The 11,849-nt window shown below is 35.4% G+C and carries 14 protein-coding genes; 8 read left to right on the forward strand and 6 right to left on the reverse strand.

Annotation, left to right across the window (positions count from 1 at the left end; all coding sequences use genetic code 11):
* The first annotated feature begins 16 nt into the window (after nt 1-16).
* Both C0430_RS11570 and C0430_RS11575 read left to right on the forward strand, forming a co-directional pair.
* On the forward strand, nt 17-400 hold the full coding sequence (locus tag C0430_RS11570; RefSeq protein WP_290870141.1) for a hypothetical protein: 384 nt from the start codon (nt 17-19) through the stop codon (nt 398-400).
* Between the two features lie 12 nt (nt 401-412).
* Nucleotides 413-883, forward strand: a complete 471-nt coding sequence (locus tag C0430_RS11575) for a PEGA domain-containing protein (RefSeq protein ID WP_290870144.1) — start codon at nt 413-415, stop codon at nt 881-883.
* 96 nt (nt 884-979) lie between these two features.
* Here the strand turns inward: C0430_RS11575 and C0430_RS11580 are convergent, their stop codons facing one another.
* Nucleotides 980-1,168: a hypothetical protein gene (locus C0430_RS11580; protein ID WP_290870146.1), complete on the reverse strand. Its 189-nt coding sequence runs from the start codon at nt 1,166-1,168 to the stop codon at nt 980-982.
* Nucleotides 1,169-1,249: 81 nt separating this feature from the next.
* Between C0430_RS11580 and C0430_RS11585 the strand changes: the two genes are divergently transcribed.
* Entirely contained in the window at nt 1,250-1,639 is a 390-nt protein-coding gene (locus tag C0430_RS11585) for a nucleoside triphosphate pyrophosphohydrolase family protein (RefSeq protein ID WP_290870149.1), read from the forward strand.
* A 118-nt stretch (nt 1,640-1,757) separates the two neighbouring features.
* Here C0430_RS11585 and C0430_RS11590 read toward each other — a convergent pair whose 3' ends face one another.
* Nucleotides 1,758-2,825 (reverse strand): branched-chain amino acid aminotransferase, encoded by a 1,068-nt coding sequence (locus tag C0430_RS11590; RefSeq protein WP_290870153.1) that lies wholly within the window; start codon nt 2,823-2,825, stop codon nt 1,758-1,760.
* A gap of 274 nt (nt 2,826-3,099) precedes the next feature.
* Here C0430_RS11590 and mnmD point away from each other — a divergent pair, with 274 nt between their 5' ends.
* Together mnmD and C0430_RS11600 are read left to right on the forward strand one after the other, a co-directional pair.
* Nucleotides 3,100-3,762 (forward strand): tRNA (5-methylaminomethyl-2-thiouridine)(34)-methyltransferase MnmD, encoded by a 663-nt coding sequence (mnmD, locus tag C0430_RS11595; RefSeq protein ID WP_290870156.1) that lies wholly within the window; start codon nt 3,100-3,102, stop codon nt 3,760-3,762.
* A 138-nt stretch (nt 3,763-3,900) separates the two neighbouring features.
* Nucleotides 3,901-4,098 carry a hypothetical protein gene (locus C0430_RS11600; protein ID WP_290870159.1) on the forward strand — a complete coding sequence of 66 codons (198 nt, stop codon included), beginning with the start codon at nt 3,901-3,903 and terminating at the stop codon, nt 4,096-4,098.
* Nucleotides 4,099-4,152: 54 nt separating this feature from the next.
* On the opposite strand, the gene C0430_RS11605 is transcribed toward C0430_RS11600, so the two are convergent.
* On the reverse strand, nt 4,153-5,094 hold the full coding sequence (locus tag C0430_RS11605; protein WP_290870162.1) for a LysR substrate-binding domain-containing protein: 942 nt from the start codon (nt 5,092-5,094) through the stop codon (nt 4,153-4,155).
* A 95-nt stretch (nt 5,095-5,189) separates the two neighbouring features.
* Between C0430_RS11605 and C0430_RS11610 the strand changes: the two genes are divergently transcribed.
* Together C0430_RS11610 and can are read left to right on the forward strand one after the other, a co-directional pair.
* Nucleotides 5,190-5,663 carry a DNA starvation/stationary phase protection protein gene (locus C0430_RS11610; RefSeq protein ID WP_290870165.1) on the forward strand — a complete coding sequence of 158 codons (474 nt, stop codon included), beginning with the start codon at nt 5,190-5,192 and terminating at the stop codon, nt 5,661-5,663.
* Between the two features lie 80 nt (nt 5,664-5,743).
* Nucleotides 5,744-6,379 carry a carbonate dehydratase gene (can, locus tag C0430_RS11615; protein WP_290870168.1) on the forward strand — a complete coding sequence of 212 codons (636 nt, stop codon included), beginning with the start codon at nt 5,744-5,746 and terminating at the stop codon, nt 6,377-6,379.
* Between the two features lie 131 nt (nt 6,380-6,510).
* Here the strand turns inward: can and C0430_RS11620 are convergent, their stop codons facing one another.
* From C0430_RS11620 to C0430_RS11630, 3 genes are all read right to left on the reverse strand, one after another.
* Nucleotides 6,511-7,713 (reverse strand): LETM1-related biofilm-associated protein, encoded by a 1,203-nt coding sequence (locus C0430_RS11620; RefSeq protein WP_290870171.1) that lies wholly within the window; start codon nt 7,711-7,713, stop codon nt 6,511-6,513.
* Between the two features lie 117 nt (nt 7,714-7,830).
* Nucleotides 7,831-8,358, reverse strand: coding sequence for a superoxide dismutase family protein (locus C0430_RS11625; RefSeq protein WP_290870174.1), 528 nt, complete (start codon nt 8,356-8,358; stop codon nt 7,831-7,833).
* A 206-nt stretch (nt 8,359-8,564) separates the two neighbouring features.
* Nucleotides 8,565-10,190, reverse strand: coding sequence for an NAD-dependent malic enzyme (locus C0430_RS11630; protein WP_290870177.1), 1,626 nt, complete (start codon nt 10,188-10,190; stop codon nt 8,565-8,567).
* Between the two features lie 392 nt (nt 10,191-10,582).
* Between C0430_RS11630 and C0430_RS11635 the strand changes: the two genes are divergently transcribed.
* The gene (locus C0430_RS11635) at nt 10,583-11,833 is read left to right on the forward strand and encodes a BamA/TamA family outer membrane protein (protein WP_290870180.1); all 1,251 of its coding nucleotides are present in this window, start codon (nt 10,583-10,585) and stop codon (nt 11,831-11,833) included.
* The last annotated feature ends 16 nt before the right edge of the window (nt 11,834-11,849 follow it).

The following is an 11,849-nucleotide window of genomic DNA, read 5'->3' on the forward strand; positions in this document are numbered from 1 at the left end:
TTAAAAAAGAATATTTATGAAAAGATTATGTATTGCAATTTTACCATTTTTGCTTATTAGTTGTGCAGCAAACATTCAATCAAGTTTTACGAGTCAATACAAACCTTTGACAATTGAGGACAAAGTTGCTTTTTTAGATATCCAAAATCCAGTTCCGGAGAATGCAAAAAAAATTGGGGAAGCAAAATATGGAGATAGTGGATTTTCAACAAGTTGTGATTTTAATACCAACCTAATCAGTGCAAGAAAATTAGCAAGGGCAAATGGAGCAAATATTGTTAAGGTTATCAGTAAATCAACTCCAGATCTTTGGAGTTCTTGCTATAGAATTAAAGTGGAATTCTATTTTTATGAAGGAGATGTCACCAAATTATCCCAATATCAATTACAAATTAATTAATATTTATATAAAATGAAAAAAACTATTATTTCGTGCTCATTAGCTTTAACGCTATTATTTTCAAGTTGTGCAACTATCATTTCGGGTTCAAGACAAAACGTGAAATTTTCCAGTAATCCTTCCTCGGCATCTATTTTTATTGATGAAGTAGAAGTTGGTAAAACACCTTTTGAAATGAAACTTGCAAGAAACAACGAACATAGCGTAATGATTAAACTGGAAGGATATCAAACTTTTCAAACCACTTTAACCAAAAAATTCAATGCTTGGTATTTAGGAAATATACTTATAGGTGGATTAATTGGATTAATTGTTGACCCAATCACTGGAGCAATTTATAATCTATCGCCAAATGAGATTAACGCCCAAATGACTCAAGGAACAGTTTTTAATTCTAGTAAAAAAGATATTTACATTGCAGTAGCTTTAAATATTGATCCTAGTTGGAAAAAAATTGGACAATTGGAAAAAGCGGTCAATTAAAAATAATTTGAGGAAATATTGAACCAAAAATACATTGATCTTTAAAAAAACAATCCCCTTGATGCAATCATTGAGGGGATTGTTCCATTAACGGGACTACCGTTTAAAAAATATTTTTATCAGAAATAAAATCAAGATGAAAACGATAAAACCAATCAAAATTTTGTAATTTCCTTTGTAAAATAATTGGTGCAACTTGGCATCTTTTCTATAGGCAAAAATCATTGCGATAACAAAAGCAACAAAAAAACAAACGGCAAATACTAATTGTCCTTGACTAAACATAGTGTATAATTTTTTGGACAAATTTAAGGTTTTGTTTAGGAAAAGTTACTAATTTGCCCACTCATTTAATCAAATAAAATTATGCAAAAGCAAATCAATGCAGTAAAGGAATTTCATACGGCATTCGTCATTGGTCACAGTGAAACTCCAATAGCCGATTTGGGCGAAAGTAAAAACAGGCTTCGTTACAATTTGATGAAAGAAGAAAACGAGGAATACCTGGAAGCGGTACAGAATAATGATTTAATAGAAATCGCCGATGCGCTGGGAGACATGATGTACATTCTTTGCGGAACCATAATAGAACACGGTTTGCAGCATAAAATTGAAGAAGTTTTCGACGAAATTCAACGCTCCAACATGAGTAAACTTGGCGAAGACGGAAAACCCATTTATCGCGAAGATGGCAAAGTAATGAAAGGACCAAATTATTTTAAACCGGATTTCTCTAAAATACTAGGTGAAAGATAGAAGATTTCACAAAGCAGAAAAGCAGTTTAAAAATGAAATGAATCATCTTTAAACTGCTTTTTATATTTAATCCAATTCTGTAAACAGTAACTGAACACTGATTACTGAAATCTGTCAACTATACTTTAACAGTCCAGCCAAAAGTATCTTCGGCAAGTTTTTGTTGAATGTTTGTCAGTTTAGTTTTAAGTAGCAAAGCCATTGAATCTTCAATTTGTGGCAATTCATAATAAATATCTTGGTATGAAAATCCAGAAATTGGACTAACCACGGCAGCAGTTCCGGCTCCAAAAATTTCTTTCAAAGTACCGTTTTTGGACGCTTCGATAAGTTCAGTTGTTAAAACAGAACGAACTTCTACATTGATGCCTTCGCTTTTTGCCAAATCGATAAGTGTTTTTCGGGTCACGCCGTCCAATATTCTTTCGCTTGTGGGAGCAGTCAATAAAGTATCGTTGATTCTAAAAAATACATTCATTGTTCCGGCTTCTTCCAGTTTGGTATGCGTGGCATCATCCGTCCAAATAATTTGTTGAAAACCTTCTTTGTTGGCTAAATTCGTTGGATAAAATTGTGCGGCATAATTTCCAGCAGCTTTTGCAGCTCCAATACCACCATTGGCAGCTCTACTGTAATGTTCTGCGATAGTTACTTTTACACCACCAGAATAATAGACATTTACGGGTGATAAAATAATCATGAATTTATAATCATTTGACGGACTCGCAACCACTCCAGTTCCGGTAGCAATCATGAAAGGTCTTATGTACAATGAATTTCCTTTTCCTTTTTTTACCCATTCCTTGTCCAATTGCAGCAATTGTTTCAGTCCTTCCATAAAGATTTCTTCAGGAACTTCAGGCATTGCCATTCTAACGGCTGATTTGTTGAAACGCTTGAAGTTTTCATCAGGTCTAAAAAGCCAAACGTCATCTTGCTCATCTTTGTAAGCTTTCATTCCTTCAAAAATGGCTTGGCCGTAATGAAAAACTTTTGCTGATGGATCCAATAAAAATGGAGCATAAGGTTTGATGGTTGGTTTTTGCCATTCCCCATTTGTAAAATCACATTCGAATAAATGATCTGTAAAAACAGCTCCAAAATGTAAATTATCAAAATCCACCTCTTTTATTTTTGAAGTAGTGGCTTTTATTATTTCAATTTTGTTGGTTTGTGTTGCACTCATGATTAGTTATTATGTTTAAAATCGTGTAAAAAATTAGAAGTCGGTTTATAATTTCGTTTTGCAAAATTAAATAAAAATCATCAAATTCCTTGTCAAAAAAACATTAATTATAGCATTTAACTGCGATTTATTTAGATTCCAAAAATTAGGAAAAATGTCGAGTTGATTTTATCAAATATATAATAAATAGGAGTTTTTGATGGCTATACATAATCGAATTTAGTTAAATTTGGCACAGCAATGCAAGTAAAAGCAAAAAATAAAACAGAGCATTTTGAAAAGAAAAATAATTCAAACCCTTGACGGCTCCACAACCATTCATATTGAAGAGTGGGATGAATGCTATCATTCCAGATTTGGAGCCATCCAGGAAGCCCAACATGTATTTATAAAAAACGGTCTTTCCTTGTTTGAAAACAGTACCATTTCTATTTTAGAAATTGGGTTCGGAACAGGATTGAATGCCTTCATCACTTTTTTGGAATCAAAAAAAATAAATCAAACTATTGATTATATAGGAGTCGAAGCATATCCGGTTGCTCCCGAAGAAGTACGATTGATGAATTATATCCCGGAATTAAATGCCGAGAATGAAAGTGCCATCTTCGATAAAATGCACAAATGCAACTGGGAAGAACCAATAATTTTGCGGGAAGATTTTTTGTTTACCAAAAGGAAACAGTTTTTTGCAGACATTGACGATTTAGAAAAATTTGACTTGATTTATTTTGATGCTTTTGGTTTCGATGTTCAACCCGAATTGTGGAGCACGGAAATTTTTCGAAAAATGTATAATTCCCTGAAAATAAAAGGCATTTTGGTGACTTATGCCGCCCGTGGTGTCGTGAAAAGAAGCATGAAAGAAGTGGGTTTCACGGTTGAAAAACTCGAAGGTCCACCGGGAAAACGAGAAATGTTTCGGGCTAGAAAAACTTAAATTTTATTTCAAGCAATTCTATTTTTTTACACAATAAATGTGTTAATATATCGTTATAGTCAAGTACAATCTGATAAAAATAAACTACTTTTACAATGCCCTAAAAAAACAGGATCTAACCCTAAATCTTAATTTATTATGTCTAAAGTAATGTTTGATTATACTAAATCTGTGCTCGAAAGAGTCAGTTTTGATCCCACCCTTTTTTGCAAAGAATTAGAAAAAGCAATAAAAGCTTTGTTGCCTTACGAAATGGAGTTATTACGGGAATGGCTTTTATCCTTTACATCGGAAAAGCCGGAATTAAAGCAGTGTCTATTGATTGTAAATTCATAAAAAAAAGAACCTTATCGGTTCTTTTTTTTGTTAAAACTCAGGCAACACCTCATTTTATTTCTTCTGGATAGGACTAATTATTTGAACATTCTGAAAAGCAATAGCTCCTTTTACAACACCTGAAATGGTGTTTCTAAGCGCATCAATTATGTGGATTTTTAATTCGTTTTTTGGATAAATCAAACTTACTTCGCGCGCTGGTTTTGGTTCTTTGAACTGTCTCAATTTTGACTTGTCTTTTTCTTTTAAATCTAAGGTATGCAAATAGGGCAGAAGCGTGGTTCCCAGTCCTTCATCGGCTAGTTTTATCAAGGTTTCAAAGCTGCCACTTTCTAATTGAAACGGGTTCGAAACATTGATATCTTGGGTTTTGCATAAATTCAAAATCCCATCCCGGAAGCAGTGGCCGTCTTGCAACAAGAGAATGTCGTCCAGGTTTAAATCGGAAACTTCAATTTCGTTTTTATGCGAAATGGCAAAATTATCTGGAATATAAGCCACAAATGGTTCATAATACAGCACGATTTCTTTTATTTTTTCATCTTCTAACGGTGTTGCGGCAATGGCAGCATCCAGATGTCCTTTTTTTAAGCGAAGAATAATTTCGTCAGTATTTAATTCTTCGATGATGAGTTTTACTTTGGGATATTTTTTGATAAAATTATTCAAGAACATTGGCAAAAGTGTTGGCATAATTGTCGGGATAATTCCCAATCTAAATTCACCACCAATAAACCCTTTTTGATGCTCGACAATATCCTTTATCCTGTCGGCTTCAATGACAATATTTTTGGCTTGATTTACAATTTTATGCCCAATTTCAGTAAGTTGGATTGGTTTTTTGGTTCGGTCAAATATTTGGACATTGAGTTCTTCTTCTATTTTTTGGATTTGCATGCTCAACGTGGGTTGGGTGACAAAACATTTTTCGGCGGCAAGAGTGAAATTTTTATGTTCGGCCACAGCCAAAACATATTGTAGTTGAGTAATTGTCATTGTATAGTATTTTATGATGTAAATATAAAAACAATCAATTTAATTTATAGTATGTTGGCTTTGTTATTTTTTAAATTTGTTAAAAATTAGAAATCATGAAATTAAACAGCATTGGATTACCTATTAAAGAAGCCGCAATTTTGTCTGCGGAATTAAATGTTTTATTGGCCAATTTTCAAATCTATTATCAAAATTTGAGAGGTTTGCATTGGAACATTCGAGGAAAACGTTTTTTCGATTTGCATTTAAAATTTGAAGAATTGTACAACGACAGCCAATTAAAAATAGATTTAATTGCAGAGCGTGTGTTGACTTTAGACGGAATTCCGCTTCATACATTCGAAGATTACATCAAGCATAACCAGCTTGAAATAGGAAAAAATATTCATCAAGATGAAAAAGCCATCGAGTTAATTGTTGCTTCGTTGACTAAATTGCTTGCTATAGAAAGAGTTATCTTGAAAAAATCCGGCGAGATTGATGACGAAGGAACTAATTCGATGATAGGTGATTTTATAGTTGAGCAAGAAAAAATAATTTGGATGTTGAAAGCTTGGCAGCAAGAATAAATATTTTAAATCAAATTTCCTTATTGGCTAACTAACGATTAATTTTTTTACATTTGGTAAAGCATAATTAATAGACAGCAATGAGCGATTTTTATAAAAAAATATTAGAAAATAATATTGAATGGGTGGAAGCCACACTGGCAGAAGACCCGAATTATTTTACGGATTTAGCCAAGGGGCAAACGCCTCCGTTGCTTTGGATAGGTTGTTCGGACAGTAGGGTTCCAGCCAACGAAATTATTGGTGCAAAGCCGGGAGAGGTTTTTGTACATAGAAATATTGCCAATATGGTGGTGCATTCCGACATGAATATGTTGAGTGTGCTGGATTATGCGGTCAATGTTTTGAAAGTGAAACATGTATTGGTTTGTGGGCATTATGGTTGTGGAGGTATCAAAGCCGCCATGGGAAATGATTCCGTTGGCATCATTGACAACTGGATTCGTCACATCAAGGACGTTTATCGCCTTCATAAAGTGGAATTAGACAGCATCAAGGACGAAACGGAGCGTTTCAACAGATTTGTTGAATTGAATGTTATCGAGCAAGTATGTGATTTAGCCAAAACATCGATTGTGCAATCGGCTTGGAAAAACGGCCAGGAGTTATCGCTTCACGGTTGGGCTTATGGATTAAATTCAGGATTTGTAACTGATTTGAACGTGAATTTTAGTTCTGACAAGGATTTGGACGATGTGTATCAATTAAAGTTTTAAATAAATAACTTCGACCAGCAAAGAATTTAATTAGTAACCACGAATTTACAAATTACGCCACGAATTTGTGAATTCGTGGTTCAATTTTTTTTAGAAGTAAAAAGTTTTCTATCTTAAAACGAAACAAACTCTTAATCGTCATTATCCAGATTTTCATTGAAAGCAGATGGCAATAATGTGGGAATAAATTTGATGAAAATGGGAAGCAACAAACTGCCTCCCGGCAACAAAAATATGGCCAATGAAGGAATCGTTTTGCAAATATCCAACAACTGTTTTCTTACTTTCTTCTTTTCTTTTTCATCTAAATCTCTTCGGGTGGAATAGGCCAAAAGCAGCATTAGTTCCTTGCTTTGAATGATTTCTTTCACCAATCTGTTTTTGTTTCGGGTAATCAGTTTTACAACAGTTTGCGTGGTTTGGTCATAAAAATGTTTGACCGGATTGGAATATTTAAAATAGGGAATTTCGTTTTTGTAATTGTTGATAAATTCGTTTGTTTTATCGATACTTTCGGTGACAAAAATATCGGGAACACGCATCAGTTCGGCTAATTTGTACAGAAAATAAGCTTCATTTTTTTCAATGATTCCATCACTCCACAATGCCATTCCAGCCAAGTCAATGAGGTAGTTTTGTTCCAATTCATTGGTGAAATAATCCAGTTTCAGTTCTTCGAGGTTTTTAATGTTTACTTTTGAAAACTTGCTGTAACGTACGGAGGATTCAAAAAGTTTGATCAATAAATCGTCGTATTTCGACTTGTTGGATTTGGTTTTCAACGCCAGCGAAACGATGCTCACGATGGTTTCTTCTATTTTTTTAAGGTATTTTTCAGGAATTGCTCCGTGAATCAAGTATTGGCGAAAAGCCAAAACATCTATAAAAAGCAACGCATTGGTAACAATATGCGAAAAATTTTTGCTGATGATGTCGATATTGGTTTGAACGCGACTGTCGATTATTTTCTCCAAGTCCAGGGAAGCTGAGCTGTCCGGCAATACTTTTTTAAGCAAATTAAAGCCTTGCGGATTCATTTCATTATAGAAAGTCACCGCTTGTGCAATGAATTTTTCAGGATTATTTTCGTTTGTCGTCAGCGCATAAATTCCGTGCAAAGTATGGAGCAGGGCTACTTTAGAAATTTCATTTTCGACCCAGCCTTTTGTCACTATTGGGGCTGGCGTGTCAAAAGAAACGATGTGTCCGTATATGAAACCGGTTTCCCTGACTTTTTTGTAAAATATATTGGGTTGCAGGGCTACAGGAAGCAAGGATGGTTTTTGCTTCAAGAAAAATTTGTCTATCCAACCAACTGCCGACGGGTTAATCATTGCTTAATTTTGAGTTGCAAAGCTATGATATTTTGTGGTTTCCTTGTCAATTTATAATTAAAAAACCGTCATGTTCATTTTAACATGACGGTTTTGCAAAGACTTTTATGTGATGACTTATTTTATAATAGCGGAGCAAGCCACTCGAGCACCAGCATTTCCGGCGGGTTGCGAAACAAAATCATCGGCACCTTGATGCACGATCAATCCTTTTCCAAGAATGTTTTTAGTTGCATCTTCGCCACCAATGGTCCATTCATCAGTGGTCATGGTGATGGTTCCATTTCCTTGTTCATCAGCGATGAAATTACCGATATCGCCTCTATGGTATTCGCCAACTCCCCATTTACCATGTTTTTTGAAGGTTGGATTCCAATGTCCACCAGCCGAACTTCCGTCAGCAGCCGTACAATCTGATTTTTCGTGAATGTGAATGGCATGAATTCCGGGAGTCAAACCCGATAACTTGGCCACAAAAGTCACTTTGCCATTCTTTTGTGTGAAAGTGGCAGTTCCTTTTACGCTACTGTTGCTTTTGGATTCGAAAACAAGATTTAAACTCTTGGAATCGTTTGAGGTGCTTTTTGTTTTGCATCCAATGATTACGGCAATAAGTAACACAATGGAGAAGATTATTTTTTTCATGGTATTTAAATTAGATTATTTTTACAATATTAGGGATTATAAAAGTATAAAAAATTAAAGTTGTCTTAAAATATCTTTAGTTTTTTAGAAAAACAAAACAATATCGTCTTTGTATTATCCCAGATTGTATTTATAAACTAAATTGCAATGTTGCATTTGACAGTGTTTTTGGATCTTTATTTTATGACATAAACTAAAGAATTCCATCAAAAATTTGTATTGTAACAAGGCACATACATTTTGCTTTTAATGAAATCTCGGATGTTATTGGGTTTTTCTACACTGGCCAAGCCATTGTCAAAAATATATTCCGCTACTTTTTCGGCTACCAGCATGGATACATTTAAAATATTATTCACGTTGGGATAGATCAATCCTTTTTCAAAATCCTTGAGGGTCACTTGTTGCGCAACAGCTTCGGCCGCAGTCAAGAGCATTTCATCCGTTACTCGTTTGGCTTCGGTAGCAAAAATGGCCATTCCCAATGCCGGAAAAATAAAAACATTGTTTCCTTGTCCAGGCGTAAACGTTTTGCCTTTGTAGTGCACCGGTGCAAAAGGGCTGCCACTGGCAAAAATAGCTTTTCCTTTACTCCAAGTATAGGCTTGTTCTGCCGTACATTCTGAATGGGTGGTAGGATTAGAATAGGGAAAAATAATGGGACGTTCGTTTACGGCACTCATATTTTCGATGACTTGGCTGTTGAAAGCTCCTCCCACGGTGCTTACTCCTACAATGGCGGTGGGTTTGATTTTCAAGATGGCCTCTGCAAAGCTATCCGAAGGTTCTGCATCATGGGCAAATTGCAACTGGTGTTCCGCCAAGTCTGTCCTGCTTTTAACCAACAAGCCGTTGATGTCAAACATCCAAATTTGTTTTAATGCTTCCTCTCGAGTCAAGCCATCCTTGATAAATTTTTTAAGCAACATGTCGGCTATGCCAAAAGCTGCCGCTCCAGCCCCCATAAATAAAAAGCGTTGATCGACAAACGATTTTTTCATCAAACGACTGATGGATATAAAACCAGCCGTGGCAATGGCAGCCGTTCCCTGAATATCATCGTTGAAGGTGCATACTTTGTCCCGATAAGTATTTAAAATGCGGATGGCATCCACTCCCGTAAAATCTTCCCATTGAATACAAATTTTTGGGAAAACTTCGTACATCGCCTCCACAAAAGCGGCTATAAAATCATCAAATTCTTTACCTCGAATTCTTTTGCGATTTAATCCAGGATACAACGGATCGTTTAAAAATTCTTCGTTATTGGTTCCCACATCCAAAACTATGGGAAGAGTATGCTCTGGTGGTACGCCACCACAACTGCTGTACAAGATGAGTTTACCAATGGAAATTCCCATTCCGTTGATTCCCAAATCACCCAATCCCAAGATGCGGCCGCCATCGGTTACAACGGAAAAGCGAATGTCTTTTTCTGGCCAGTTTCTCAGAATATCTTTGATATGGTCTTTTTGGTCTATGGAAATGTATAAACCTCTTGGGCGTCTTGCAATATGTCCCATTCGCTGGCAGGCCAAACCTACGGTAGGCGTGTACACTAACGGCAAAAATTTGGCAGGTTCACTAGTGATAGCCTTGAAAAAAAGCGTTTCATTGGTTTCCAGCAATTGCATTAAGTAAATGTATTTATTGAGGGGCTTTTCTAAATTGTCCAACTGTTCTTGAACCCTCGTGATTTGCGTTTCGATGGTTTCAATTTTATCGGGCAACATTCCCAGTAATCCATATTTTTCTCTTTCTTCTTGGGTAAAAGCGGTTCCCTTATAGCAGCGGGGATTGCGCAACATTGAATAACCTGTGTCGTCTTTCATTGTATTGGTTGTTTTTATCTTTTTTGGAAGATTGTTGTCTCGCTAAAGTACGATTTTTCTATGTTTTATAGGCAATAAAATGAAGGATATATTCTGTTTTTAGTCAAATAAATTTTCATTTCAAATGGATTTTGTTGCTTTTATCAGGATAAAGCCCAGTTAGTTGCATTTAAATTGGAATTCCAAGATTCAACGGATTTCTAAATTAGCAACAAGATTTATTAATCAGTGAAAATGGAGGTCGCGATTGCATAAAAAAAGAGCGATTTTAGAAGCTTAATTTCCTGTTTTTTGTTTAAAATTTCTCTTGAACAAAATTATCTTTTGAGGCACAAAAATTAAATTATGCCAATCATCTTATAATTGTTTAAATTTGTGGCATACTATTTTTTATGAAAAGAAGACACTTTTTAAGCTTCAGCTTGCTGCTGGCAACTTTGATTTCCTTTTGTGGCCAAGCCCAAACTGCAATTGATTCCACAAAGTATTGTCCCGAAAAATCACTTCCGGAACTTTTTAAAAAGAAAGATTCCGTTCTTGTTTTGAAACCGGCAAAAAGCAATTTTTTTCTTGTCATACCCATTATTGGTTCACAGCCTGCCACGGGGTTTTCCTATGGTTTTGTTTCCCAATATACTTTTAAGGGAAAGAAGGCAAATGATAAATATTCTTCCGTAAATCTAGGAGCCACTTACACTGAAAAAAAACAGTTGCTCCTTAATTTCAAGAACAGCGTGATGCTCAAAAACAATAAAATATTTTTGAGTGGTGACTGGCGTTTTTACATTTTTTCGCAGGCCAATTATGGATTGGGAACGGATATTATTCCCCGTGCTTCCGAAGTCGAAAATTTTGATTTAAACGATTTAAAGGAACCAATGGATTATAATTATTTAAAGTTTCACCAGACTGCCTCCTGGGAAATTAAAAACAATTATTATGTGGGTGCTGGCGTACACTTGGATTGGTACACCACAATAACGGATACCAATCTTGACATTGCAAACCAACAATTTACGAATCACTACATTTATAGCAAGAAATACGGCTACAATGAAAATGAATATTTTGTCAATGGCCTGAGTCTAAATTTACTTTACGATTCTAGAGACAACCAGATCAATACCAATAAGGGGATGTTTGCCAATATCAATTATCGAATTAATCCCGCTTTTAATGAAAACCAACATGCGAGTAATTTGCTTTTTATGGAGTATCGTTATTTCATGCCTTTGAGTAAATACAACAAACAGCATGTGTTTAGTGTGTGGGCAACGGGTCAGTTTGTGACCTCCGGTGTTGTTCCTTATTTGAATTTACCTTCCATAGGTTGGGATCAACGCAGCCGAAGCGGAAAAGGGTATACACAGGGATTATTTCGCGGTCAAAAAATGGTCTATTTTGAAACCGAATACCGATTTCCCATCAAATGCAATAATTTAATCAGCGGAACCGTCTTTGGCAATTTAACTTCTGCAAGTGACAAAGATCGGGATATTCGGCTTTTCCAATATGTTCAACCTGCAGTGGGAGTTGGTTTAAGAATTTTAATAGATAAAGCAACCCGCACCAATTTAGTCATGAATTATGCTTGGGGTCGTCTTTCCAAAGCGTTTTATCTCAACGCAGGAGAGTCGTTTTAGAAGTGATTTGAAATTT

The organism is Flavobacterium sp., from assembly GCF_013823965.1.
Classification (GTDB): domain Bacteria; phylum Bacteroidota; class Bacteroidia; order Flavobacteriales; family Flavobacteriaceae; genus Flavobacterium.